This window comes from Kitasatospora sp. NPDC058492, assembly GCF_042720685.1.
In the GTDB taxonomy this organism is placed as follows: domain Bacteria; phylum Actinomycetota; class Actinomycetes; order Streptomycetales; family Streptomycetaceae; genus Kitasatospora.
Map to the genome: position 1 here is coordinate 1 of NZ_JBHXMU010000008.1, position 25,222 is coordinate 25,222.

The following is a 25,222-nucleotide window of genomic DNA, read 5'->3' on the forward strand; positions in this document are numbered from 1 at the left end:
GGTTGGTGGTTTTTTTGTCGTTCTTTCTGGTGGGGTTGGGTGTGGGGGCTGGGTGGGTGGTGGGGGGCGCGCCCCCGGGGGCCGCGGGCGCCGCCCGCCGCCCGCCGCCCGCCGCCCGCCGCCCGCCGCCCGCCGCCCGCCGCCCTCAACGACGGTGGCGGCCGGCCGTCAGCGACGGTGGCGGCCGGCCCTCAGCGGCGGTGCCGCCCGGCGCTGCGGCCGGGCGCCGGGACCACGCCCGGGGCGGGGAGGAACAGCCGGGCGACCTCGCGGCCCAGGTTCACGCCGATCGCCACCGCCATCGCCGTGGCCGTGGCGCGCCCGACGCCGACGAGCCCGATCTCGGGCTCGCCCCGGACGAAGGCGAGCAGCCCGAAGTACAGCAACGAGCCGGGCAGCAGCGGCCCCAGGGCCGCGGTGACGTACGGCAGCGAGGAGCTTCCCCGGTAGCGGGCCATGAGCTGGCCGGACAGGCCCACCAGCCCGGCGGCGAGGCCGGTGGCCATGATGGGCTCGCCGCCGGCGTTGACCAGCACGCCGTACGTCGTCCAGCCGACCCCGCTGTTGAGCAGGACGGCCGGCAGCGTGCCCGGCTCGGTGTTGAGCAGCACCGCGAAGGTCAGGGTGAGCAGGAGCGCCGCCACCAGTTGGAGCGGCGGGTTCGACGCGGCGACCGGGACGGGTCGGGCCGCCAGGTCGGCGCCGTTGTTGACGCCGATGTAGAGCACGGTCATCACCCCGACCACCACGCCGGCCATCATGTACAGCGTTTCCATCAGGCGTGCGGCCGCGGTGAGGTAGAAACCCGCGAGGCCGTCCTGCGCCGCCGCCACCATGGGCCATCCGGGCAGGAGCGTGTACAGCCCTCCGGTGATCACCACCGATCCGCCCAGGTTCAGCCCGTTGAAGGACAGCAGGATGCCGATCGCCGCCGCCGGGGTCGCGGCCGTCGCGATCCGGTAGAACTCCGGGAGGTCGTGGCGTCCGACCAGCGCCGAGAGCCGGTCGCCGGCCAGTGCCGCGGCGACGGCGCTGACGAACACCAGCCAGGCCCGGGCGTCGGCCCGGCCGCCGACCAGCAGCGTCGCGGCGCCGGCCAGCAGGCCGGAGGACAGGACCAGGAGCCACGCGGGGTAGTGGCGGCAGTGCCGGCGCACGGCCCTCAGCCGGTGGTGGGCGTCGTCGACGACGAGTCCGCCGGTCGTGATCTCGGTGACCAGCCGGAAGAGCACGGCCAGCCGCGCGTAGTCCCCGGCCGGGTGGCGCACGGACCGCTCGACCGTCACGGGCGGCTCCGAGGGGCCCGGCTGGTACGAGATCGCCACCCGGGTGAAGGTGACCTGGGGGTCGCAGGGCTGGGCCCGGTAGGCCTGCGCGACGGCGAGCATGGCGGCCTCGACGTCCTCGGCGGCCTCGCCGCAGGCCAGCATCAGCTCGCCCACCAGCAGTGCGAGGTCCAGGACGGCGGCCACCGCGGCCGGCCCCGGGTCGTTCGCGCCGGGTTCGCCGGTCACCAGCGGGCGGTCGGTGGTCGGGGTGCGCAGCAGCGGCAGCATCAGGTCCGGCCAGGCCGCCGTGCCGTCGGCATCGGCGGGTCCGCTCTCCGCCCCGGGCGGCGCCGGCCGGCCGGGCGCCCGGCCCTCCCCCTGAACTCGACCTTCCCCGGAGGCGGGGGCGGGGCCTTCCCCGGAGGCGGGGGCGGCCCCGGGGGCCTCCTCCGGACTCGCCTGGGGCGGGACTCTTCCGGTCCGGCTCGCCGGCCCGTCCGCCTCGGCCCGCACGCCGAACTGCTCGTGTTCCGGCATCGTCGCTCCCTGCCGCACCCCCCACCTGATGACCTTTCGCACCCACTCGACTACCCGCAGCCATCATTTCGTGAACGTCCCGACCGGAGCGCGGGGGTCCGTTCACGCCCGCCGTCCGTGGGTCGGCCCGCTGCCTCCAGACCAGGGCTCGGGGAGAATCCGCAGGTCAGCGGGCCGACGCCGGAACCTGGGAGGGCGGAGGAGCACCGAGCCGCGGCCGTCCGAGTGAAGCCCGTAGTGGTGGGCGAGCCCCGTCCGGCCGTCCCGCCGCCACGGGATATGGCTATCGGGACACACGATCGGAGCGGACGGGAGGAACGGCGTGCGGCTGTCGAGGTGGAGGGCGCGGGCCGGGCGGCGGGCGGAGCGGGCCGCCCGGAGCACGGCGGTCGCGCTGGACCGGCGGCTGCCGCTGTTCGACGGGGCCAAGGGCCTGCTCCGGAAGGTCTTTCCCGACCACTGGTCCTTCCTGCTCGGCGAGTTGGCGCTCTACACCTTCGTGCTGCTGCTGTTGACCGGCGTCTTCCTGACGTTGTTCTTCACACCGTCCATGACCGAGATCGTGTACGCCGGAACGTACCCACCGCTTCGCGGGGTGCGGATGTCCCAGGCGTACGCCTCGACGCTGTCGATCAGTTTCGACGTGCGCGGCGGCCTGCTGATCCGCCAGATCCACCACTGGGCGGCACTGGTGTTCACCGCCGCGATCTGCGCGCACCTGCTGCGCATCTTCCTCACCGGCGCGTTCCGCCGCCCCAGGGAGGTCAACTGGCTGGTGGGACTGACGCTGTTCCAACTCGCCCTGCTGGAGGGTTTCGCCGGCTACTCGCTGCCCGACGACCTGCTCTCCGGCACCGGCCTGCGCACGGCCCAGGGCTTCATCCTGTCGGTCCCGCTGGTCGGCACCTACCTGAGCTTCTTCCTCTTCGGCGGGGAGCTTCCCGGGCACGACATCGTCCCCCGGTTGTACAGCGCGCACATCCTGCTGCTGCCGGGTCTCCTGCTCGGCCTGATCACCGCGCACCTGATCCTGGTCTTCCACCTCAAGCACACCCAGTGGGCCGGGCCCGGACGCACCAACCGCAACGTCGTCGGGAAGCCCCTCTTCCCGCACTTCAGCGTCCAGACGGCGGGCCTGATGGCGATGGTCTTCGGGGTGCTGGCGCTGGCCGCCGCCATCGCCCAGGTCAACCCGATCTGGCTGTACGGGCCCTACCGCCCCGACCAGGACTCCACCGACGCGCAGCCGGACTGGTACATGGGGTTCATCGAGGGCGCGCTGCGGCTGATGCCCGGGGCCGAGACGCGGCTGTGGGGCCACACCGTCGCCTGGAACCCGCTGATTCCGGCCGTGCTGTTCCCGCTGCTGTTCTTCGCCGCCCTGTACGGCTATCCGTTCTTCGAGCGCTGGATCACCCCGGGGAGCGGCGAGCAGCACCTGTGCGACCGCCCCCGCAACCGGCAGACCCGGACGGCGCTGGCTGTCGCCGGGACGTGCTTCTACGTCGTGCTGCTGGTCGCCGGCGGCCAGGACGTCGTCGCCCGGGCACTGGACGTGCCGGTGGAGGGCCTGAACTGGTTCCTGCGGGTGGGCCTGTTCGTCGGGCCGGCGGTGGCCTTCTGGATCACCCGGCGCCTGTGCCTGGCCTTGCAGGAGCGGGACCTGGAGCGGGTGACGGAGGGAGACGAGACCGGATTCGTGCACGAGGCCGTCGAGGGTGCCTTCCACGGCGAGCACCGGCCGCTTCCCGCCGGCCTGCGCTACACGCTGGCCCTGCGCGACGCCCCGCTTCCCCTGCCGGCGCCGGGCGAGGGCGCCTCGCGGCGCGCACGGCTGCGGGCCGCCCTGAGCTCCTGGTACTACCGGGACAACATGGCGGCGGCGGTGGACGAGCCGCAGCCGGAGCCGCTCGCGCCCGCCGACGCGGGACGCGCCGAGCGGTGACCCCCGATGACCGACCACTGACCGCCGGTCGCCGACCGGCCGGACTCACTGCCCGCGCTGGGCGTGCTGAAAGACGAAGCCCAGGACGCCGGCGCCCGTCACACCCGCTCCGATGAGGAAGAGCCACAAGGCGTACACCAGCCCCAGCCCGGCGACCGCGACGCCTGCGGCGGTGAGCAGCGGGTAGTAGCTGCGCGGTGCGAAGAACTCCAGCGGCCCGACACCGGTGACGATCTCGGCGTCGGTGCGGTCCTGCGGCCGGCGGCCGCGGCGGGAGTACTGGGTCCGGAAGAAGAACGCGATCAGCGTGGACATCATGAAGGCCACGACCAGCGCCGCCTTGCCGGCCGGCTCCCGGGCGAACCAGCCGTAGATCGAAGCGGCGACGGCGAAGAACAGCGCGACGCCCGCGAACAGGTAGGACTCGGTCTTCACCGCGCGTTCTCCTCGCCTTCGAGCGCCATGCGCGAATACTCCGGGTGGTGCAGGTCGAAGGCCGGGCCTTCGGAGCGGATGCGGGGCAGGGCGTGGAAGTTGTGGCGCGGCGGCGGGCAGGAGGTCGCCCATTCCAGGGAGCGCCCGTAGCCCCACGGGTCGTCCTCGGTGACCGGGACTCCGTACCTGGCGGTGCGCCACACGTTGTACAGGAAGGGCAGGGTCGACGCGCCCAGCAGGAACGCACCGATCGAGGAGACGGTGTTCAGGGTGGTGAAGCCGTCCGAGGGCAGGTAGTCGGCGTAGCGGCGCGGCATGCCCTGGGCGCCGAGCCAGTGCTGCACGAGGAAGGTGATCTGGAACGCGGGCAGCAGCATCCAGAAGTGGATCCTTCCGAGGCGTTCGTCCAGCAGCCTGCCGGTGATCTTGGGCCACCAGAAGTAGAAGCCGGCGAACATCGCGAACACGACCGTCCCGAAGAGGACGTAGTGCAGGTGGGCGACCACGAAGTAGCTGTCGGTGACGTGGAAGTCGATCGGAGGCGCGGCCAGCAGGACGCCGGTCAGCCCGCCGAGGAGGAAGGTCACCAGGAAGCCGAGGGCGAACAGCATGGGCGTCTCGAAGGAGAGCGAGCCGTTCCACAGGGTGCCGATCCAGTTGAAGAACTTCACCCCGGTCGGCACCGCGATGAGCAGCGAGGCCAGGGAGAAGAACGGCAGCAGCACCTGGCCGGTGGCGAACATGTGGTGGGCCCACACGACCGCGGACAGCGCGGTGATCGCGATCGTGGCACCGATCAGTCCGTAGTAGCCGAAGACCGGTTTGCGGCTGAACACCGGGATGACCTCGGAGATGATGCCGAAGAACGGCAGCGCCACGATGTACACCTCGGGGTGGCCGAAGAACCAGAACAGGTGCTGCCACAGCATCGCCCCGCCGTTGGCCGGGTCGAAGACGTGGGCGCCCAGCTTGCGGTCCGCCTCCAGCGCGAACAGCGCCGCGGTCAGCGGGGTGAAGGCGAGCAGCGCGAGGATCGAGGTGAACAGCACGTTCCAGGTGAAGACCGGCATCCGGAACAGCGTCATGCCCGGTGCCCGCAGGCAGACGATGGTGGTGATGAAGTTGACGGCTCCCAGGATCGTGCTCAGACCCGCCACGATCAGCCCGACGGCCCACAGGTCGGCGCCCGTTCCCGGGCTGTGGAGCGGCCCGTTCAGCGGGGCGTAGGCGAACCAGCCGAACGACGCGGCGCCGTCGGTGGTCAGGAAGCCCCCGACCACCATCAGGCCGCCGAACAGGTACACCCAGTACGTGAACGCGTTCAGCCGGGGGAACGCCACGTCCGGGGAACCGATCTGCAGCGGCATCACGGCGTTCGCGAAACCGGCGAACGTCGGTGTGGCGAACAGCAGCATCATGATCGTCCCGTGGATGGTGAACAACTGGTTGTACTGCTCGTTGCTCACCACCTGCAGTCCCGGCCGCATGAGCTCCGCGCGCATGAGCATCGCCAGCAGCCCGGCGAACAGGAAGAACCCGAACGCCGTCGTCAGGTACAGGTTGCCGATGGCCTTGTGGTCGGTCGTGCTCAACCACCGCAGCACCGCCGAGCCTTGACGCCGACGGGCCACGCCGGGCGCCGGGCGGGCGGCGGCCCGCCGCCGGGTCTGCGCCATCCGCTTCCTCCTCCTGCCGGGGCCGCCCGTACCCGCAGGAGAAAGACGCGGAGACGCTCGCCGGGACACATGCTGTCGCCATGCAATCACCCACCGTCGCAAGGGCCCCTGAACCGGAGTCGGCGTGGCGGCCCCGGCCGGGCGCGGATGACGAAGTCGGCGCACTGGTGCGATCCGGCGAGGCGCCGCCGCGGGTCAGCCGCGGGTCAGCCGCGGGTCAGCTACGGATCAGCCGCGGGTCAGCTACGGATCAGCTACGGATCAGCCGTGCGGCGTCGAACTCGGCCCAGATCGTCTTCCCGTGGCTGTGCGGTTCGGCGCCCCACCGGTCGGCGGTCCGCTCCACGATGAACAGGCCGTGGCCGCCGGGCAGGGCCGGGTTGTGCGGGCGACGCGGGGTGGGCAGGGTCGGGCTGCGGTCGCTGACCTCGGCCCGCAGGCGGATCCCGGTGGCGTCCAGGACCAGTTCCAGCGGGCCGTCGCCGTGGAGCATGGCGTTGGCGACGAGTTCCGCCACCAGCAGGACGACGTCCGCGAGGGTGCCTTCGCCGGCGCCGGGCCCGGCAGCGGACGCGTACCAGTCGTCGAGGGCACGGGCGGTGAAGGTCCTGGCGTGGGCGACCGGTTTGGGGATGCCGGACAGGGTCAGCCGCCTGCGCTGGCCGCCGACGGGCAGCGCCGGGCCCGGCTGGTGCGGGTCACCGTCCAGGGTTCCCCGGCTCATCGTCATGTGAGGACACCCTTTCGGATCGACGGCGGTCTCGCACGGTCGGTTTCCCGGCAGTTCTCGGATTATGCCCCGTGCCGGCGTCGAACCGGGGCCGGAGCGGGCGGCCGGCCGGCCTCGGACCGAGGCCCTGGCGGCCCGAGTCGGGGCGGTCAGGCCGCCAGGGCCTCGTCGACCGAGTCGTGGATGGAGAACACCGCCTGCGCGCCGGTCAGTTCGAGGACCCGCATGACGGTGGGCGCCACGGCGGCCAAGTGCAGGTCCAGCCCCTCCTCCGCCGCCGCGAGGCGGGTCTTGAGCAGGAGGTTCAGGCCGGAGGAGTCGCAGAAGCCCACCCCGGCGAGGTCGATCACCACCGCGCCGCGGCGCTGCGCGATCACGCTGGTGAGCAGGTTGGCGGCCGAGGCGAGCGTCTCGATGTCGAGGTCGCCCACGAGGGCGCACACCACCGCACCGGAGGCCGTGGCACGGGTCTCGACCACCAGTTCCGCGGGGCGCGGGGACGCTGCCGGCGCGGCGGCCGCCCGAACGTCGTCGAATGGCATCATCGTCGTCTCCTCCATGTCCATGCCTTCCGACCATACGGAGGTTGTGCCGGACTGCCAAACACGGGGGTGTGCACCCGGCTTGGTCCTGCCCGGGGCTCGTGCGGCGACGCGTCCTCAGCCGTCCTCCAGCCCGTCGCGCAGGTGCCGCAGGGTGCGGCTGAGCAGCCGGGAGACGTGCATCTGGGACAGCCCGAGGCGGGCGCCGATCTGCGACTGCGTCATGTCCTCGCAGAAGCGCATGGACAGGATGAGCCGTTGCCGCTCCGGCAGGTCGGCGATGAGCGGCTTGAGCGCCACCAGGTCGTCGACGAGGGCGAGGTCCCGGTCGTCCTCGCCGAGCCGGTCGCCCAGCGGGCCGGGGGCGTCGTCGTCGTTGCTGCCGCCGAGGTCCAGGGAGCCGGCGGTGTGCGCGTTCGCGGCGGTCAGCCCTTCGACGACCTCCTCGGGGGAGAGCGCGAGGTGCTCGGCGAGTTCGGCGACCGTGGGGGCCCGGTCCAGGTCCTGCGACAGGCGTTCCTGCGCCTTGGCCAGGAGGATGCGCAGCTCCTGGAGGCGGCGTGGCACGTGGACGGCCCACGTGGTGTCGCGGAAGTGGCGCCGGATCTCGCCGAGGACGGTCGGTATGGCGAAGGTGGTGAACTCGACGCCGAGGTCGGGGTCGAAGCGGTCGATGGCCTTGATCAGGCCGACCGCGCCGACCTGGAGCAGGTCCTCCTGCGGCTCGCGGTGCGAGTTGAAGCGGCGGACCCCGAACCTCACCAGGGACAGGTTCGTCTCGACCAGGGTGGCGCGGACGTACGAGTACTCCTTCGTCCCCTCCTCCAGCGTGCGGAGCCGGCGCAGCAGCACCTTGTTGAGCTCGCGCGCGTCGGCCGGCGCGATCTCCCGCAGGTCACCGGCGTCGGCGAGCTCCGGCGGGAGCAGGTCCCGAAGCCCTCCGGCGTCGGCGAGTTCCGGCGAAGGCAGGTCCCGGGGCTCTCCGGCAGGAGCGGCCGTGCGGGACGGACCTCCCGTCGACGGGTGGGCGGAGGCGGGCAGTTCCCCAGTGGTCGTGGCCATCGGACTCCCTCTCTCGTGCTCTCTCGTGTCGGCGCGGTCTGCCCCCCGGTACCCCGTGCCGGCGGATCGATGCAGCCGCCCCCCATGGAGGTTTCGTGAAGCCCGCAACGGCTCCGAGGTGGGCGGCGGCCTGTCCGGGGCGCGGACGCGCGTCCGGGCGGCGGGCGGGGCGCACGGCCGGGGGGCAACCGTTGTCCGGCGGTGTGCGGGCTGGGGTAGCCTCCGAAGGCGGTACAACACCTGGAACGACGGCCAGGTCCCCCGGCCCGTCCTTCGGGGTGCCCACGACCGGATTCGGGCCAGTCGGCCCGGCGTTCCACGGAGGCGACGTTCGATGGCTGGCCCGACCACGTCCCGCGACTCACAGCACCGCCCGGACGAGGGGGCGGGCGCCGCGCAGGTGGGCGAGCCGGAACTGCGGCTGCTGCTGGCCGGGTTGACGGCGGTGCGCGACGGCGATTTCAGCACCAAGCTGCCGGGCGACGCGGACGGGCTGCTGGGCGAGATCGCCACGGTGTTCAACGGCATGGTCGACCAACTGTCGCGGTTCACCTCGGAGGTGACCAGGGTCGCCCGGGAGGTCGGCACCGAGGGCCGGCTCGGCGGCCAGGCCCAGGTGCCCGGGGTGTCGGGCACCTGGGAGGACCTGACCGACTCGGTCAACGCGATGGCGGGCAATCTCACCACCCAGGTGCGGGACATCGCCCAGGTCGCCACCGCGGTGGCCAAGGGGGACCTGTCGCAGAAGATCACCGTCGATGCCCGGGGCGAGATCCTGGAGCTGAAGAACACCGTCAACACGATGGTCGACCAGTTGTCCTCGTTCGCCGGCGAGGTGACCCGGGTGGCGCGGGAGGTCGGCACCGAGGGCATCCTGGGCGGCCAGGCCGACGTGAAGGGCGTCTCGGGGACGTGGCGCGACCTCACGGACTCGGTGAACTTCATGGCCGGCAACCTCACCGGCCAGGTCCGCGCGATCGCCCAGGTGGCCACGGCGGTCGCACGCGGGGACCTGTCACAGAAGATCACCGTCACCGCGCGCGGCGAGATCCTGGAACTGAAGGAGACCATCAACACGATGGTCGACCAGCTGTCCTCCTTCGCCGACGAGGTGACCAGGGTCGCCCGGGAGGTCGGCACCGAGGGCCGGCTCGGCGGCCAGGCCGAGGTGGAGGGCGTCTCCGGCACCTGGAAACGCCTCACCGAGAACGTCAACGAGCTGGCCGGCAACCTCACCCGGCAGGTCCGCGCCATCGCCGAGGTCACCAGCGCCGTCGCCGCCGGCGACCTCACCCGCTCGATCAGCGTGGACGCCTCCGGCGAGGTCGCCGACCTCAAGGACAACATCAACGCCATGGTCGGGTCGCTGCGCGAGACCACCCGCGCCAACGAGGAGCAGGACTGGCTCAAGACCAACCTCGCCAGCTTCTCGGCCCTGATGCAGGGCCGGCGCGACCTCGGGGTCGTCGCCGAGTCCGTCATGGACGAACTCGCCCCCCTCGTCGGCGCGCAGTGCGGCGTCTTCTACCTCGCCGAGGACAGCCCCGTCGGGACGGTGCTCCAGCTGGTCGGCTCCTACGCCTTCCCCGACGGCGAGCGCCCCACCCGCTTCCGCCTCGGCGAGTCGTTCGTCGGCCAGGCCGCGCGCAGCCGGCGCGCCATCACCGTCGACGCCCTGCCGCCGGACTACCTGGCCGCCTCCTCCGGCCTCGGCCGCACCGGGGCGCTGTCCCTGGTGGTGCTGCCCATCGTGGTCGAGGACCAGGTCCTCGGCGTCATCGAACTGGCCTCCGTCCAGCCGTTCACCCAGGTCCACCTGGACTTCCTCGACCAGCTCATGGAGACCATCGGCGTCAACGTCAACACCATCATCGCCAACGCCCGCACCGACGAGCTGCTCGACGAGTCCCAGCGGCTCACCGCCGAACTCCAGGTCCGCTCACAGGAGTTGCAGGCACGCCGGGACGAGTTGCAGGCCTCCAACGCCGAGCTGGAGGAGAAGGCCGACCTGCTGGCGGCACAGAACCGCGACATCGAGACCAAGAACCTGGAGATCGAACAGGCCCGCCAAGAACTGGAGGAGCGCGCCCACCAGCTGTCCCTCGCCTCGAAGTACAAGTCGGAGTTCCTGGCCAACATGAGCCACGAACTGCGCACGCCACTCAACAGCCTGCTCATCCTCGCCCAGCTGCTCGCCCAGAACCCCACCCGCAACCTGACCGCCAAGCAGGTCGAGTACGCCGGGATCATCCACTCCGCGGGCTCCGACCTGCTCCAGTTGATCAACGACATCCTCGACCTGTCCAAGGTCGAGGCCGGAAAGATGGACCTCAACATCGAGGCGGTGCCGCTGCGCGCGCTGCTCGACTACGTCGAAGCCACCTTCCGCCCGCTGACCAGCCAGAAGAACCTCGCCTTCACGGTGCGGACGGTCCAGCAGATCCCCGCCGAACTCCTCACCGACGACTACCGGTTGCGCCAGGTGCTGCGCAATCTGCTGTCCAACGCCGTCAAGTTCACCGAGCAGGGCCGGGTCGAACTTCGCATCGAGCCCGCCGACGAGACCGACCTGCCCGACGCCGTCCGGCGCGGCGGCCCGGTGCTCGCCTTCCACGTGAGCGACACCGGAGTCGGCATCGCCCCCCAGCACGTGGAGAGCGTCTTCGGCGCCTTCCAGCAGGCCGACGGCACCACCAGCCGCAAGTACGGCGGCACCGGCCTCGGGCTGTCCATCAGCCGCGAGATCGCCTACCTGCTCGGCGGCGCGATCACGGTGGAGAGCACCCTGGGCCGGGGCAGCACCTTCACCCTCTACGTCCCCGCGACCCGCCCCGACCTGGCCGAGACCGGCGCCGACGGGGCCCGCAAGGCGCTGGGCGCCGGGGGCACCGGCCCGTCCGAGGCGCCGGAGCGGGCCCCCTCGCCTCCCGCCGCCGGCCGGCCGCGGCGCCTGCTCGTGGTCGAAGGCCGCCCCAACGGCCTGCTGTCCCTGGTGGCGGAGAACGCCGTCGCCGACCTCGCCCGCTCCGCCGGCGCGCAGCGCCGGGTCGAGATAGTCACCACGGTCGGCGCCCCGGAGGCCGCCACTGCGCTCGCCACCGCCCCGTACCACTGCGTCGTCCTGGAGCTCGACCTGCCGGACAGCGCGGCGGCCACGCTCCTGGCGGAGATGGAACGCGACCCGGCCCTGCACACCGTCCCGGTGCTGGCCCACAACAGCCGGGGCGTCACCACCGGCGACGAGCACGCCGTCCGCCGGGAGGGGGAACGGCCACTGGAGCTCATCTCCAGCCTCGACGAGCTGCGCGAACGCATCGCCCTCCACATGAGCGCCGACGGGCCCGGGCGCGTCCTGCCCCCGGCACGCCGCGCGGACGGGAACCCCGCCCGGGGCCGCGGAGGCGACCCGGTGCTCTCCGGTCGCACCGCGCTGGTGGTCGACGACGACGACCGCAACCTCTTCGCGATCACCAGCATCCTGGAGCTGCGCGGCATGCGGGTCCTCCAGGCCGAGAACGGGCTCGCCGCGCTCGAAGCCCTCCGCGCGCACCCCGGGATCGACGTGATCCTGATGGACGTGATGATGCCCGAGATGGACGGCTACTCCGCCACCGCGGCGATCCGCGCCATGCCCGAGCACGAGGGGCTGCCGATCATCGCGGTCACCGCCAAGGCGATGATCGGCGACCGGGAGAAGAGCCTGGCCTCGGGAGCCAGCGACTACATCACCAAGCCGGTGGACGCCGACGAGGTGATCGGCAGGATCAGGGACCACCTCGCCCGGTAGTCGCCCTGCCCCATGCCCCGCGTCCCCTCGCACCCACCCCGACAGTCCAGAGCTCAGGAGCCGACAGCCGTGCACCATCCGCAGGAGCCGCGCGCCACGGACCGTCCGCAGGAGCCGCGCGCCACGGACCGTCCCGCAGCGGCCTCACCGACCGGTCCGGCCGCCGACACGCCGAGGGTCGGGGCGCAGCGGCGCGCTGCGGAGGCGCAGGCAGCGGCCCGGGCGCGCGCCGAAGGCGAGTCCGCGGCGGTCGACCGGCTCGCCACCACGGTGGAGCGGCTCAGGCTGGAACTGGAACGGGCCCAGGCCCAGGCGGCGGGCCGCGGCGTCGTCGAGATGGGCGTCGGCGTGCTGGTGGAACGCCTGCGGTGCGGGCCCACCGAGGCCGCCGGGCAGCTGGAGAGCCTCGCGGAGCAGGCCGGGGTGACGGTCCTGGCGCTCGCCGCCGACCTGGTCAACCAGGCCGCGGCGGACGAGATCTCCGCCCTCGCCCGCGAGTTCGTCGCCGACGCCTCGGTTCCCCCCACCGAAGCGGTGGCCGTGCGGCTGCGCAGTGCCGAGGCGGACGTGCTCGCGAGCGGTGACGCCGCGGCGGCGGCGCGTTCCATGCTGGAGCACGCGCTGCGACCGCTCGGCGCGGCCGCCGTCGCCATCTGGGCCGCCCACCCGGACCTCTCCCTGTCACTGGCGGGCAGCGCCGGTTTCCCCGAGGAGGAGGCACGCCGCTGGCGCCACGTCCCGCCGGGCGTGCCGACCCCGGCCCGCCGTGCCCTGGACGAGCGCGCGGCGGTCGGCTACCCGACGCTCGCCGGCGCCTCGCTGCCCTCGATCGGCCAGCACGAGATCCACGGCGGCCGGCTCGCCGTCCCGGCCGGCGTCGGCGGGCGGCTCATCGGCGTCCTGGAGATCTGCTGGCCCGACACGCTGCCCGAGCGCTCCCAGCCGCTCCAACGCCAGTTCGAGGCGCTCGCCGAGCTGGCCGCCACCACGCTGGAGTCCTGGAGCGGGCAGGAACCCGCCGCCTGCGACCCGGCCGACGCGCAGTTCGGCGAACTGCGGCAGCTCACGGACGGCCTGCTCGACCCGTGCATGATCCTGCGGGCGGCGCCGGACAGCGACGAGTTCCCGCCCCGGTTCGTGATCCGCCACCTCAACCCGGCCTTCGTCGACTTCGCCGGCCGGCCCACCGGCGTACTCACCGGCACCCGCCTGCTGGAGGCGTACCCGCTGGCGGCCGAACCGGGCGGCCTGGCCGACAAGGTCGAACACGTCTTCGCCACCGGGGAACCCTTCCGCGCCCAGGACATGCGCCTCGCCGCCCTGGTCGACGGAGTACCGCTGACCACCCGGGCACAGGTGGGCATCAGCCGGCACGGCAGCCACCTCGCGGTCGTCTGGCGCCTCGACGACGGCACCCCGCGCGTCGCCCGCCTGCTGCAGCACGCCCAGCGGCTCGGCCGGATCGGCGGTTTCGAGGAGAACCTGCGAACCCGGCAGATCGCCTGGAACGAGACGGTGTTCGAACTGCACGGGCTGCCGCCCACCGCCGCGCCCCTGGCCCTCGACCAGCTCCCCGACCACGCCCACCCGGACGACCGCCACGCCATCGACCGGTTCCTGCGCACCCTCCTGCACCACCAGCGCCCGGCCTCCACCGCCTTCCGCCTCCAGCGGCCGGACGGCGTCACCCGCCACATCCGCGTCGTCGCGGAGCCCGTCCGCGATCCCGGCAGCGGGCTCGGCAACGACCCCGGCAGCAGGCTCGACAGCGACCCCGGCAGCGGGCTCGGCACCGTCCGCGGCGCCTACCAGGACATCTCCGCCCAGCACTGGACGGAGGTCGCGCTCGCCGCCACCCGCGACCAGCTCGCGCAGAGCGAGCAGCAGGCGGCCGAGCGCAGCCGCCTCGCCCTCCAGCTCCAGCACGCCATCATGCCGCCCACCCGGGGCCCGCTGGACCTGCACGATCTGAGCGTCGCCGTGCGCTACCGCCCGGCGGAGAAGGACCACCTGGTCGGCGGGGACTGGTACGACACCCTCGCCCTGCCCTCGGGAGACGTCCTGCTGTGCGTGGGCGACGTCTCCGGACACGGCATCGAGGCCGCCACCGGCATGGTCGCGCTGCGCAACGCCCTGCGCGGCCTGGCCGCCACCGGCGCCGGGCCGGCCCAGCTGCTGAGCTGGCTCAACAGCGTCACCCACCACCTGACCGACAACGTCACGGCCACCGCGGTGTGCGGCCTCTACGAACCCGCGACCCGCCGGTTGCGGTGGGCCCGCGCCGGGCACCCGCCGCCGGTCCTGCTGCGTGGCGGGCGGGCGGACATCCTGCCCCAGCTGGGCGGCATCCTCCTCGGCGCGATCGGCCACGCCGACTACGAGCAGGGCGAGCTCGTCCTGGAGGCCGACGACACGCTGGTGATGTACACCGACGGACTCATCGAGCGCCGCGACGAATCCCTCCAGGCGTCGCTGACCAGCCTGACGGCCCTCGCCGAGGAGTCCCGCACCGGGTCGGCCACCGGGCCCGCCGCCGGGTCGGACACCGGCTCGGCCAACCTCGAAGAGCTCCTGGACCACCTGCTGCGCTACAGCAACGCCGACACCGACGACGACACCTGCCTGGTCGGAGTGATGGTGCGGTAGCGGTCGGACGGGCAGGGCAGGCGCATGTCCGCGGCGAACCGGGGCAGCCGAGCCGCCACGGGGGGGGCGGAACCGGCGGGTGTCGCGGGCGCGGACCGGGGCAGACGCCGGGGCATGAACCCGATCGAACAAGGCCTGCGCGCCGTGGACCGCTTCCAGCAGCACCGCCGGGTGCCCGCCGTCGTCATCGGCGTCCTGCGCAAGTACGGGGACGACCGGGGCGGGCTGCTGTCCGCCCTGATCACCTACTACGGCTTCGTCGCCCTGATCCCGCTGCTGCTCCTGCTCAGCACCGTCCTCGGCTTCGTCCTGCACGGCCACCCCGGGGCCCAGCAGTCGGTGCTGAACTCGGCGCTCGCCGACTTCCCGATCATCGGCGACCAGCTGCGCCAGAACGTCCACTCCCTCCAGGGCAGCGGCCTGGCGCTGGCCATCGGCGCGCTCGGCCTGCTGTACGGGGCGCTCGGCATCACGCAGGTCCTCCAGCACGCCATGGCCGAGGTCTGGAACGTGCCCGGGGTGCAGCGGCCCGGCTACTGGCCCCGGCTGGCGCGCGGCCTGCTGCTGTTCACGGTCCTGGCCGCCGGCCTGGTGCTGGGTACGGCGGCCGCCTCGCTGGTCGGCAGCGCCCTGGGCGGGGTGCCCGCCCGGGTCGGGGGCCTGCTGGTCTCGGCGCTGCTGAACACCGCCCTGTGCCTGGCCTGCTTCCGGGTGCTCACCCCGCGCGAGATCCCGACCCGGGCCCTGCTGCCCGGCTGCGTCGTCGCCGGGCCGCTGTTCACCGTCCTCCAGGCGTTCGGTTCGCTCCTGGTGACCCACGAACTGCGCCACGCGGGCCAGGTCTACGGCTTCTTCGCGACCGTGATCGGCCTGCTCTCCTGGCTCTACCTGGCCGCGCAGATCACCGTGTACGCCGCCGAGGCCAACGCGGTGCTCGCCCGTCGGCTGTGGCCCCGCAGCCTCCTGCAGCCGCCGCTCACCGCCGCCGACGAGAAGGTGCTGTCCTCCGTCGCCCGTCAGGAGGAGCGCCGCCCCGAACAGCACGTCGAAGTCTCCTTCCACGACGGGGAGCGGCCCGGCGGGGCCGGGGAGGACGGCCCGCACGGCCCGTCCTCCCCCGGCGCCCGGTGACACCCCCTGCGGTTACCGCCCGTCCCGGCCCGGGCGGTGCAGCTCGCTCGCCGGGGCGGCGGTCGCGGGCCGGTACACGGTGAGCCCGGCCGGGGCCTTGGACAGCCGCAGGGCCCCGCGCGCGGGGACGCTCTCGCCGTCGACGGCGATGCGGGCGGCGTCGCCGAGGGAGTCCAGGTCCAGGGCGCGCAGCCGGGCGGCCCGGTAGACCCGGGACCGGTCCAGGGTGCCGGACAGGAAGGCGGCGGCCAGGCGGGTGCGGGCGAAGGGCCGGCCGCCGTCGACGACCCGGACGTCGAGCTGTCCGTCGGCCAGGGCGGCGCGGTGGGTGGGGGCGAAGCCCGCCGGTTCGTACGCCCCGTTGCCGGCGAACAGCAGCCACAGCCGGTGCGGGCGGCCGTCGGCGTGGACGGTGACGGGTTCGGCGGTCGGCAGCAGCTTGGCGACGGCCACCGCGAGGGCCGGCCACTTGCCGATGCGCTTCTCCAACTTCTCCCGCTGGTGGACGAGTTCGGGGTAGATACCGAGGCTGAAGGTGTTCACGAAGGTCCGGGCGCCGGCGTCGTCGGCGGCCAGGCCCAGGTCCACGCCGACGGCGGTGCCGGCCTGGACGGCCTCGGCGGTGGCCTCGTGGGTGGTGGCACCGAGGTCGAGGGCGAAGTGGTTGAGGGTGCCGCCGGGGAAGACCGCCAGCGGCAGCGCGCGCTCGACGGCCAGCGCCGCGGCCAGGTTGACGCTGCCGTCGCCGCCGCACACCCCGAGCGCGCCGCCGGCCCTGGCGGCCCGGTCGGCGGCCTCCGTCAATGTCTTCGCCAGGTCGTCCTGCGGCCCGCACACCCGGACGTCCGCCTCGGGCAGCAGGGCGCGCAGCGTCCCGGCCACGTCCTCGGCGGCGGGAGCGAGCGGAGAGCCGCTGCCGGAGCCCGAGTTGACCACCACCGACAGCCCCCTCCCCTGCGGCAGGGCCGGGGCCGGACAGGCGGCCGGGGCGGCGGGCGGCGGCACGTCGGACGAGCGCGGCCACCAGTGCAGGGTCGCGGCGGCCGCCGCCGTACCCAGCGCCGCACCGGCCAGGACGTCGCCCGGGTAGTGCACGCCGGTGTAGACGCGCGAGAGGGCCACCGCCGCCGCGACCGGCGCGACGGCCGCGCCCAGCAGCGGGGACTCGATCGCCACACCGGCGGCGAAGGCGGCCGCGGACGCGGAGTGACCGGAGGGGAAGGAGGTGGTGACGGGCTGGCGCAGCAGCCGACGCACGGCCGGGACGGCGTCCAGCACCGGGCGGGGCCGGCGGGTGGCGTGCTTGGCGACGGTGTTGGCGGTGGCCGAGGCGATGGCGAGCGAGCCGAGGCCGCGCAGGGCCGCTCGGCGCCCGCGGCGTCCGCCGACCGCGCCGAGGACGGCGGCGGTGCCCATCCACAGCACCCCGTGGTCGGCGGCCCGGCTCAGGGCCCGCAGCCAGGGGCGGGTGCCGTGCAGCGGCGCGGCGGCGATGCGGTCGAAGAGGGCTCGGTCTATGGCGTCCAGTCGTGTGGTCTTCAGTCGCTTCATCCGACGAACCTACGGCGCGCGGGCGACAACGCCGGGGAGGAGGCCGGGGGTGTGTCGCGGCGGCCGGCCGGCCGTGACGGGCCGCGTACAGGGTCCGGAACTCCCCCAGCAGGGCGGCTCGGTGTGGCTGCTACCCCGCGCTGCCGTCCCACGCCGCTACCCCGCGCTGCCACCCCGCGCCGCTACCCCGCGTCGCGCGGCGGCAACCCTCGGGTGATCCGGTTGAACAGCTCGGCCAGCGGCTCGCCGAGGTCCTGACCGAACTCGGTCAGCCCGTAGGTGACCTGGGGCGGTGTCGTCGGCTCGACCTTCCGCCAGACCAGGCCGTCCTGGACCAGCGCGCGCAGGGTCTGGGCGAGCATCTTCTCGCTGATGCCGTGGATGCTCTCGCGCAGCTCGTAGAACCGGAGGTCGTTGCTCTGCAGGGAGATCAACACCCAGATGCCCCACCTGCTGGTCACGTGGTCGACCACGTCGCGCGCGGGGCAGTCGGTGTGAAACACCTCATACCGCTTCCCGGCCTCGCCCTGCCTGTGCTGCACACCTACCACCATGTCCTGAGCTTACGTCAAGGTATGTCCTTACCAAGGGTTAGCCCTGGCTCCTAGCGTGAGGACCACCGAGGCCACAGCGGCCACGGCGGACGTCGAACGAGGAGTTGACCATGATCGTGGTGACCGGGGCTACCGGCAATGTGGGCCGGCCGCTGACGCGGGCGCTGGCCGAGGCGGGCCAGCAGGTGACGGCGGTGTCGCGGCACGCGGCGGCGGTGCCGGACGGTGTCCGCCACGTGGCGGCCGACCTGGCCGGGCCGGCCGGCCTCGAACCCGCGCTGGCCGGGGCGAAGGCGCTCTTCCTGCTGCTGTCCGGCGACCTGCACGCCGCCGGGGCCAACCCGGCCGACCTCATCGGCCAGGCCGTGGCCGGCGGGGTCCGCCGCATCGTCCTGCTCTCCTCGCAGGGCGTGGCGACCAGGCCCTTCGGCCCGACGCGGATCGCGATGCGCGAACTGGAGGACGTCCTGCGGGGGTCCGGCGTGGACTGGAGCATCCTGCGGCCGGGCGGCTTCGCCTCCAACGCCCTGTGGTGGGCCGAGTCCGTCCGCGCACAGCGGGTCGTCGCCGCGCCCTTCGGCGACGTCGGGGTGCCGATCGTCGACCCGGCGGACATCGCCGACGTCGCGGCGGCCTGCCTGCTGGAGGACCGGCACAACGGCGGCGTGTACGAGCTGACCGGCCCGGAGGTGATCACCCCGCGCCAGCAGGCGCAGGCCATCGCGGCCGCCCTGGGCTCGCCGGTACGGTTCCACGACCTCACCCGCGACGAGGCCGGCGCCGCCATGGCCCAGGGCATGCCGGTGGAGCTCGCCCAGGACACCCTGGACATCCTCGGCTCCCCGAACCCGTCCGAGCTGCGCGTCAGCCCGGACGTCCAGCGGGTCCTCGGCACCGCCCCGCGCCCCTTCGCCGCCTGGGCCGCCCGCAACGTCGCCGCCTTCCGCTGAGCCCGCCCAACCGGCCCTGTCGGCACCACACCGGCTCACGGCCCACGGCCGACTCTGGATGTTCCGGGTGTGGAACCACCGATCCCGGGCAGACGCCGTCCGGGGCGGACCGAGCCCCCACTACCGAGAGGAGTGATCCGATGAGCGCCAAGGACAAGCTGCACAACGCGGCCGAGAAGGTCCACGGCAAGGCCAAGGAGGCCGCCGGACGGGCCACCGGCGACCGGGTCGTCGAGGCCGAGGGCCGGGGCAAACAGATCAAGAGCGACCTGAAGCAGGCCGGCGAGAAGATCAAGGACGTCGGAAAGGACTGACCCGGCGCACGGCGGCCGCGCCCGCGCGGCCGCCCCGCCCCGGCCGGCTACTCGTGGGCTGCCCACCGGCCGGAGGGCCACCGAGCCTGCCATGTCCGTCGAGAGGCACGCCCGAGGTCGACCGGGGTGGCCTGCCGTCGCGAGGAGACTCGCCAGCGGGCGGGTAGCCCTCCGAAGATCAGCTGGACGCGACCTTGGGCGCGTATCGCAGCAGCACGACGTCGCCGATCGTCCGGGTTCCGAGAAGCGTCATCCGCCGGTTGCTGCCACCGGGGTAGTTCGCCGGGTGGAGGAACCGCGGGGCGGTGGCGTCGCCGACGAGCAGCGGGGCGATGGCGAGGTGGATCTCGTCGGCCAGGCCCTGGGCGAGGAACTGGGTGTGGATCTGCCCGCCGCCCTCGACCATGAGGCGTTCGACGCCGCGGGTGGCGAGGTCGTCGAGCAGGGCACCGAAGTCGACGGTGGGACCGGTGCTCACGACGTCGGCCAGGCCGTCGAGCGCTTCGCGGAGCTTCGGTGCGGCGGTGTCGGTCGTGTAGACGACCTTCTTGTCGCCGAAGTGCCAGAACTTGAGGTCGCGACTCAGGTCGCCGCTGGCGGAGATGGTGACCTTGAGCGGATATTCGGGCTTGCCTGCCGCGATTCGGTCGGCCCGGCGCTTGTCGCTGTTGACCAGGAGTCGCGGGTTGTCGCTACGCAGGGTGTTGCCGCCGACGAGGATGGCATCCGACTCGGCACGGACCTCGTCGACGCGGTCGAAGTCCTCGGCGTTCGACAGCAGCAGACGCTCGGGTGAGGCGTCGTCGATGTTGCCGTCGATGGTGGTGGCGACGCTCAGCAGGACGAAGGGGCGGGAAGCCATCGTGGGGTCCGTTCTCTCAAGGTCGGCAGAGACTTTGGTGATCACACTTCATGGAGCAGGAGGCTGTCGAGTGCCTGCCGGAACCGGGCGACCTCTGGTACACCACCCCATCCGCGCAACAGGGCGTCGAGTCGGGCCAGTTCGGTGAAAATCCGGGCTGATCCGGTGCCCGCGGCGATCGACAACGCCGCACAGGCGGTTTCGGCGGCCCGTTCGGGGCCCTCGACGGAGAGTTGGGCGACGGCCGAGCGGGAGAGGTAGACACCGCGATCGCGTCGGTAGGTCGCGGGTAGGGACCGGATCGCCTGTTCGAATCCTGCCACCGCTTCGCGGTGGCGGCCCAACAGCGTCAACGACCGGGCACGCTGGGCCTCCACGTACGCTTCGTTCAGCCAGCGGCCACGCCCGACCGGTGCTTCGGGCCGCTCGGCGAGCAGCGAGAACGCTTGGTCGAAGGTGTGCTGGGCCGTCCGTTCGTCGCCGACCAGTGCGTGCCCGTGCGCCGCGTACACCGCCCCCATCGCACTCAGCCGGCTTCCGGGACCGGCCAGGCGCTGGGCGGACGCGGCGAGATCGATGGCCTCGATCGAGTCCTGCATGTCGCCGGCGAGCTGGGACTTCCGGGCCATGATGTAGGCGGTGAGGTCCTGGTCGCTGGAAGCAGTCGCCCAGTCGACGGCTCGGTCCGCCCAGTACTGGGCGGCGCGGTGGTCACCACTGTCCTGGTAGAGCCAGCTGCAGAACTCGGCGTACTCCGCCTGCACTTGCAGCAGGTCGTGCCGGTCCCGACCGGAAGCCTCGCGGCGCAGGTGCTGGATGAGGCGGACGTGTTCCTGTGCCGTGGCGACGACCTCGCGAGGCCCGAGGACGTTGTCGCACTCGACCAGCGATCTGCGGAGCGATCTCATGTTCTCGACCGGGTGGACATCCGGGGAAAGGACGGATCGAACGTCCGGCACCGTGAACCTCGACGAGGCAGTGGCACCCTCAGCGGTGGTGACACCCCGCAGCAGGGCCTGGCGCGGCATGGTCACGAAGACGATCCTCCCGTCGGCGGTCCGGCAGCCGACCCGGACGCCGCCGTCCATGAGCGCCATGGACACGGCGCCGGCTTCCGCGCCGGCCAGGGCTCCGCTGACGCCAGACCCGTCCCACTCCGCGGGTGTGGCATGCCGAGCAGGTCCGCCGGAGGGCGACGCGGTTCGCGCCGACCGCGCATGGCCAGCGGGCACCGCCACTTCGGCAGGCGCCAGCAGCAAGGCGAGTTCAGTCGGAGCAACCCTCAGTAGTCTGGCGAGGTTCGCCATCTGCCACGGGCGTGGAAGTCCGGCGCCGCGCTCCCACCGGCCGACCGTCGTCCGGTCGACCCCCATCGCGGCCGCCAAGGACTCCTGCGTGAATCCCGCGCTCACGCGTTGCGTGACGAGTCGCTCGCGCCGTGCACTCATCACCCACCTCCTGCCGCGCTGGAAGTCCGTCCGCTGCAGGAGATGCCAGGCCAGACGCCGGTTTGCCACACGGATGCCTCATCGATGCATCAATTCTGCTCTGTTCAAAGCACGTTCGCAGCGGTTCTCTGAGGTCTCGCCGGATGAACCGGCGAGCACGATCGGGAAGGAAGGTCAAGGCATGGAGATCACCGTGCAGACGAAGGCCGACGAGGACGGCCTGCTGGTGGCCAAGCGGAACATCGCCGCCGCCCGCGCGAGGTCCGAACAGCCCTCCGACGTCTCCGGCGGCCGTTCCGACGGCAACGACAACTAGCCGGAGTGCCCACGATGCCTGACACCGCCTCGTGGGCGGCGCGTCTGGGCGGGGACCAGTTCCTCGCCCGGACGCTGCACCGCTCCCACCTCGTGATCCCGGGCGACCCCGCCGATGTCGCAGGCCTGCTGTCCTGGGACGACCTGAACAGCATCCTGTCCACCCACCGTCTGGAACCGCCCCGACTCCGTCTTTCCGCTGACGGGGAGACCCTGCCGGCCCACCGGTACGCGACCGCCACCACCAACCGGCGCGCGGCCACCTGGCACAGGCTCCAACCTGCCGATCTCCACGCCCGCCTGGCCGAAGGGGCCTCCCTCGTCCTCGACGCCATCGACGAGATCCACCCACCGATCCGGTCCGCCGCCGAGGACCTCGAACGCTTCGTCGGTACCCCCGTCCAGGCCAACGCCTACGCCTCATGGACGAAAAGGGAGGGCTTCGGCACCCACTGGGACGACCACGATGTCGTGGTCGTCCAGTTGGACGGCGCGAAGCGTTGGCGCCTCTACGGACCGACCCGGACCGCGCCGACCTGGCGCGACGTCGAGGCGCCCGCCGAGCCGACCGGCGAACCGATCGCCGACCTCGTCCTGACCGCCGGCGACATGCTCTACCTCCCCCGCAGGTGGTGGCACGCCGTCACCGCCGACCAGGGCAGCGAGTCCCTCCACCTGACCTTCGGCCTCGTCTCCCACACCGGAGCCGACCTCCTCGGCTGGGTCGTCGACCTGCTGCGCGCCGACGCGGCCCTACGCCTGGACGTGCCGCGCTTCGCGCCGGCGGACGACCAGGCGGCCTACGTCTCAGCTCTCCGGCGGGCGGTCGTCTCCGAACTCGACGACCCGGAGTTGCCCGCCCGGTGGGCGGAATCGCTGGACACCACGCACGGGGGCCGTCAGGCTCCCTCGCTTCCGTTCGTCATCGGCCTTCCGACGCCCCGGAGCGAGGACGGCGAGACCATCACCAGGAGGGTGAAGGTCGTACTCACAGCGCCCCGTGCACGCCTGACCCGCAACCAGACGACGGGAACGGTGACCCTCGCCGGAGCGGGCACCGCGTGGGCTGGCAGGCCGCCGTCCCGCTCGGCGCCGACCGGCGCAAGGACACCGGGACCGGCCTCAGCGCCACCGAGCAGGAACTCCTGCGGCTGCTCGCGTCCGGCCTCACCGACGGGACCGCCGGCCGGAGCCTGGGCCTGTCGGCACGCAGCGTCCGCCGCCAGATGGCCGGGCTTATGGAACGCCTCGACGCGTCGAGCCGCTTCGAGGCCGGCCTCAAGGCGGCGCAGCGCGGCTGGCTCTGAGCGACCGCTCCCCCGGCACCCGGCCGGCTACGGCTGCCGGGCGAGCAGGTCCTTGATCACGGTGTCGAACCCCCGCGGGGGGCGACCGAGAAGGTCGGCGACGTCGTTCGTCGCCCGGTCGTACCGGTTCTCGCCGTGCAGCCTGGCCATCGTGGCGATGTGGTCGAACACGTGGTCCGGCAGGCCTTGGTTCCTGAGGTCGTGCTCCAGCCACTCCTGGTAGGGCACGTCGACGTACGTCACGTCGCGGCCCAGGGCGGCCGAGAACTCGGCCGCGATGGCCGTCATGTCGCGGGATCGAGCCCCGGTCAGCTCGTAGACGCGGCGGGCCCGGGGAGCAGGATCGAGCAGGAGTGCGGTGACGACCTCGGCCACGTCGGCGGCCGCGACCGGTGAGGTCCGGGCCGAGCCGAAGGGGAGGCGGATCGTGCCGTCCCGCCGGATCGAAGCGGCCGCCACCTCGGTGAAGAGCGGATTCTCCATGAACACGGTGGGCCGGACGTGGACGACCGGCGCCCCGGACCAGTCGAGGACGTGTTCGGCGAGGTAGTGCAGCCGCTGCTGCCGGGACTCGGCGTCGCTGGTGAGGTCCATCTGCGAGACGGTCATCTGCGAGATGCTGACCAGCAGTTCCAGGCCGGCGCTCTCCCGGGCGGCGGCCGCCACCGTCGCCGCGGCCTCCAGGTAGGCGGACGACACGCTCATCCCGAAGTAGGCCCGGCGGCAGCCGGCCAGCGCCTCGACCACGTCCGCACCACGGGTGAGGTCACCGACCAGCACCTCCACGCCGCCCATCGTCCTCAGGTCCGAGGCCCGTTCGTCGTCGTGGTGCACGAGAGCCCTGACGGGCACGTTGTGCGCCCGCAACCGCTCCAGGATCCTTCGCCCGACTCCGCCGACGCCGCCGCCGGCGCCGGTGACAAGGACAGGTTCTACGAGCACGGCGATTGCCTCCTACCTACCTGACCGGGACCTCCGGTGCACTGCCAACGCTCCCGCGCCGGGAAGGTTCCGCGGGTCCTTGACGCCAGGACGGGCGCATCGGCGTCCGTGGGGGCACGTCGGGCGCATCAGTGTCCGGTCCGGTCCGGGTCGCAGGCCTGGCGGGCGGAGGCGGCGAGCCGGTCGGCGAGCGCGATGACGAGGCCGCGGAGTTCGTCCGGTCGCTCGATGACGAACGGCCGGTCGAGCGAGGCGAGTACGGGGGGCAGCCAGTCGAGCCGCTCCGCCCGCAGTTCGACGTGCAGCCACCGCTCGGTGTGCGGATCCGTTCCTTCCTTGGGCGCCGGTGCGGGCTCCTCGATGCTCGCGACGCTGGCGGGGAGCCGGGCGCGGATCTGCTCGACCGTCCCGTGGATCCGCAGGGTCACCTCGTACCGGTACGCGGCCTTGGCGAGCCCGGACAGCACGCGCCGGGCCGGATCGAGCCCGGCGGGCGGCTCGAACGAGCCCGGCAGGGGCCTCGCGTCCGCGATGCGGTCGAGCCGGAAGGTCCGGTCCTGGCCGATCTCGGGATCGACCTCGGGATCGGTGCCCGTGACGTACCACCGCCCCGCATGGGTGACGATCCCGTACGGGTGCAGCGTGCGTTCGCTCCGCCGGCCGTCCCGGGCGGTGTACCTGATCGAGATCGGGCGGCGGTGGCGCACCGCGTCGGCGACGGCGAGCAGGACGCCCGTCTCCGGGGTGGCCGCCTCGCCGGGCTCGGCCGTGAAGGCGAGGGATTCCAGGACGGCATCGAGCCGACGGGCGAGGCGCTCGGGCAGTACCCGGCGGATCTTGGCCGCCGCCGTCTCGCCCGCGGTCCCGGTCGCGGTCCCGGTCGCGGTCCCGGTCCCGGTCCCGGTCGCCGCCCCGGTCGCCGTCAGCAGCCCCGCCCTGCGGCCGACGACGAGGCCGAGCAGCACGGCGAGCGCCTCGTCGTCGTTGAGCATGAGCGGAGGCAGGCGGTACCCGGGGGCGAGCCGGTACCCGCCGTAGCGGCCGCGGACCGCCTCGACGGGGATGTCGAGGTCGACCAGGTGGTCCACGTACCGCCGCACGGTGCGCCCGTCGACGCCGAGCCGGTCGGCGAGTTCGGCCACCGTTCTGATGCCGCCCGACTGCAGGAGTTCCAGGAGGGTGAGCACGCGGCTGGTAGGTCGGCCCATGTCCACGAGCCT

At 73.0% G+C, this 25,222-nt stretch carries 20 protein-coding genes and 1 pseudogene; 9 read left to right on the forward strand and 12 right to left on the reverse strand.

What is annotated here, in order from left to right; all coding sequences use genetic code 11:
* Positions 1-191 precede the first annotated feature (191 nt).
* Entirely contained in the window at positions 192-1,805 is a 1,614-nt protein-coding gene (locus ACFWPI_RS07605; protein ID WP_380370809.1) for a threonine/serine exporter family protein, read from the reverse strand.
* A 322-nt stretch (positions 1,806-2,127) separates the two neighbouring features.
* Here ACFWPI_RS07605 and ACFWPI_RS07610 point away from each other — a divergent pair, with 322 nt between their 5' ends.
* Positions 2,128-3,750, forward strand: a complete 1,623-nt coding sequence (locus ACFWPI_RS07610) for a cytochrome bc complex cytochrome b subunit (RefSeq protein WP_380370812.1) — start codon at positions 2,128-2,130, stop codon at positions 3,748-3,750.
* A gap of 45 nt (positions 3,751-3,795) precedes the next feature.
* Here ACFWPI_RS07610 and ACFWPI_RS07615 read toward each other — a convergent pair whose 3' ends face one another.
* The 5 genes from ACFWPI_RS07615 to ACFWPI_RS07635 all read right to left on the reverse strand — a co-directional run bounded on the left by ACFWPI_RS07615 (position 3,796) and on the right by ACFWPI_RS07635 (position 8,195).
* Positions 3,796-4,185: a cytochrome c oxidase subunit 4 gene (locus ACFWPI_RS07615; RefSeq protein ID WP_063352478.1), complete on the reverse strand. Its 390-nt coding sequence runs from the start codon at positions 4,183-4,185 to the stop codon at positions 3,796-3,798.
* Positions 4,182-5,861 carry a cytochrome c oxidase subunit I gene (ctaD, locus tag ACFWPI_RS07620; RefSeq protein ID WP_380370815.1) on the reverse strand — a complete coding sequence of 560 codons (1,680 nt, stop codon included), beginning with the start codon at positions 5,859-5,861 and terminating at the stop codon, positions 4,182-4,184. Before ctaD ends, ACFWPI_RS07615 begins: the two co-directional genes overlap by 4 nt.
* Before the next feature lie 250 nt (positions 5,862-6,111).
* Positions 6,112-6,591 carry an ATP-binding protein gene (locus tag ACFWPI_RS07625; RefSeq protein WP_380370818.1) on the reverse strand — a complete coding sequence of 160 codons (480 nt, stop codon included), beginning with the start codon at positions 6,589-6,591 and terminating at the stop codon, positions 6,112-6,114.
* 149 nt (positions 6,592-6,740) lie between these two features.
* Positions 6,741-7,136: an STAS domain-containing protein gene (locus ACFWPI_RS07630; RefSeq protein ID WP_380338460.1), complete on the reverse strand. Its 396-nt coding sequence runs from the start codon at positions 7,134-7,136 to the stop codon at positions 6,741-6,743.
* A 114-nt stretch (positions 7,137-7,250) separates the two neighbouring features.
* Entirely contained in the window at positions 7,251-8,195 is a 945-nt protein-coding gene (locus tag ACFWPI_RS07635) for an RNA polymerase sigma factor SigF (protein ID WP_380370820.1), read from the reverse strand.
* 334 nt (positions 8,196-8,529) lie between these two features.
* On the opposite strand from ACFWPI_RS07635, the gene ACFWPI_RS07640 reads away from it, so the two are divergent.
* From ACFWPI_RS07640 to ACFWPI_RS07650, 3 genes are all read left to right on the forward strand, one after another.
* Positions 8,530-11,982, forward strand: a complete 3,453-nt coding sequence (locus ACFWPI_RS07640) for a HAMP domain-containing protein (RefSeq protein WP_380370822.1) — start codon at positions 8,530-8,532, stop codon at positions 11,980-11,982.
* 12 nt (positions 11,983-11,994) lie between these two features.
* The gene (locus ACFWPI_RS07645) at positions 11,995-14,628 is read left to right on the forward strand and encodes a SpoIIE family protein phosphatase (protein WP_380370825.1); all 2,634 of its coding nucleotides are present in this window, start codon (positions 11,995-11,997) and stop codon (positions 14,626-14,628) included.
* A gap of 114 nt (positions 14,629-14,742) precedes the next feature.
* Positions 14,743-15,759 (forward strand): YihY/virulence factor BrkB family protein, encoded by a 1,017-nt coding sequence (locus ACFWPI_RS07650; RefSeq protein ID WP_380370827.1) that lies wholly within the window; start codon positions 14,743-14,745, stop codon positions 15,757-15,759.
* A gap of 12 nt (positions 15,760-15,771) precedes the next feature.
* On the opposite strand, the gene ACFWPI_RS07655 is transcribed toward ACFWPI_RS07650, so the two are convergent.
* Positions 15,772-17,310, reverse strand: a complete 1,539-nt coding sequence (locus ACFWPI_RS07655) for a bifunctional phosphatase PAP2/diacylglycerol kinase family protein (RefSeq protein WP_380370829.1) — start codon at positions 17,308-17,310, stop codon at positions 15,772-15,774.
* Between the two features lie 182 nt (positions 17,311-17,492).
* Positions 17,493-17,864, reverse strand: a complete 372-nt coding sequence (locus tag ACFWPI_RS07660; RefSeq protein ID WP_063352484.1) for a helix-turn-helix domain-containing protein — start codon at positions 17,862-17,864, stop codon at positions 17,493-17,495.
* Positions 17,865-17,974: 110 nt separating this feature from the next.
* Here ACFWPI_RS07660 and ACFWPI_RS07665 point away from each other — a divergent pair, with 110 nt between their 5' ends.
* Positions 17,975-18,814 (forward strand): SDR family oxidoreductase, encoded by an 840-nt coding sequence (locus ACFWPI_RS07665; protein WP_380370833.1) that lies wholly within the window; start codon positions 17,975-17,977, stop codon positions 18,812-18,814.
* 140 nt (positions 18,815-18,954) lie between these two features.
* Entirely contained in the window at positions 18,955-19,128 is a 174-nt protein-coding gene (locus ACFWPI_RS07670; protein ID WP_063352486.1) for a CsbD family protein, read from the forward strand.
* A gap of 178 nt (positions 19,129-19,306) precedes the next feature.
* On the opposite strand, the gene ACFWPI_RS07675 is transcribed toward ACFWPI_RS07670, so the two are convergent.
* Both ACFWPI_RS07675 and ACFWPI_RS07680 read right to left on the reverse strand, forming a co-directional pair.
* Positions 19,307-19,990 (reverse strand): RibD family protein, encoded by a 684-nt coding sequence (locus ACFWPI_RS07675; protein ID WP_380370837.1) that lies wholly within the window; start codon positions 19,988-19,990, stop codon positions 19,307-19,309.
* A gap of 41 nt (positions 19,991-20,031) precedes the next feature.
* Positions 20,032-21,438, reverse strand: a complete 1,407-nt coding sequence (locus tag ACFWPI_RS07680) for a helix-turn-helix transcriptional regulator (protein ID WP_380370839.1) — start codon at positions 21,436-21,438, stop codon at positions 20,032-20,034.
* Positions 21,439-21,619: 181 nt separating this feature from the next.
* Here ACFWPI_RS07680 and ACFWPI_RS07685 point away from each other — a divergent pair, with 181 nt between their 5' ends.
* From ACFWPI_RS07685 to ACFWPI_RS07695, 3 genes and pseudogenes are all read left to right on the forward strand, one after another.
* The gene (locus tag ACFWPI_RS07685) at positions 21,620-21,754 is read left to right on the forward strand and encodes a hypothetical protein (protein WP_380370842.1); all 135 of its coding nucleotides are present in this window, start codon (positions 21,620-21,622) and stop codon (positions 21,752-21,754) included.
* 14 nt (positions 21,755-21,768) lie between these two features.
* Positions 21,769-22,452: pseudogene (locus ACFWPI_RS07690) on the forward strand (cupin domain-containing protein); the annotation flags it as partial.
* Positions 22,453-22,814: 362 nt separating this feature from the next.
* Complete coding sequence (locus ACFWPI_RS07695) at positions 22,815-23,060, forward strand: response regulator transcription factor (protein ID WP_380370844.1); 246 nt, start codon at positions 22,815-22,817, stop codon at positions 23,058-23,060.
* Between the two features lie 27 nt (positions 23,061-23,087).
* On the opposite strand, the gene ACFWPI_RS07700 is transcribed toward ACFWPI_RS07695, so the two are convergent.
* Together ACFWPI_RS07700 and ACFWPI_RS07705 are read right to left on the reverse strand one after the other, a co-directional pair.
* Positions 23,088-24,002, reverse strand: coding sequence for an NAD(P)H-binding protein (locus ACFWPI_RS07700; RefSeq protein WP_380370846.1), 915 nt, complete (start codon positions 24,000-24,002; stop codon positions 23,088-23,090).
* Between the two features lie 128 nt (positions 24,003-24,130).
* Positions 24,131-25,210 carry a helix-turn-helix transcriptional regulator gene (locus ACFWPI_RS07705; RefSeq protein WP_380370849.1) on the reverse strand — a complete coding sequence of 360 codons (1,080 nt, stop codon included), beginning with the start codon at positions 25,208-25,210 and terminating at the stop codon, positions 24,131-24,133.
* Between the last annotated feature and the right edge of the window lie 12 nt (positions 25,211-25,222).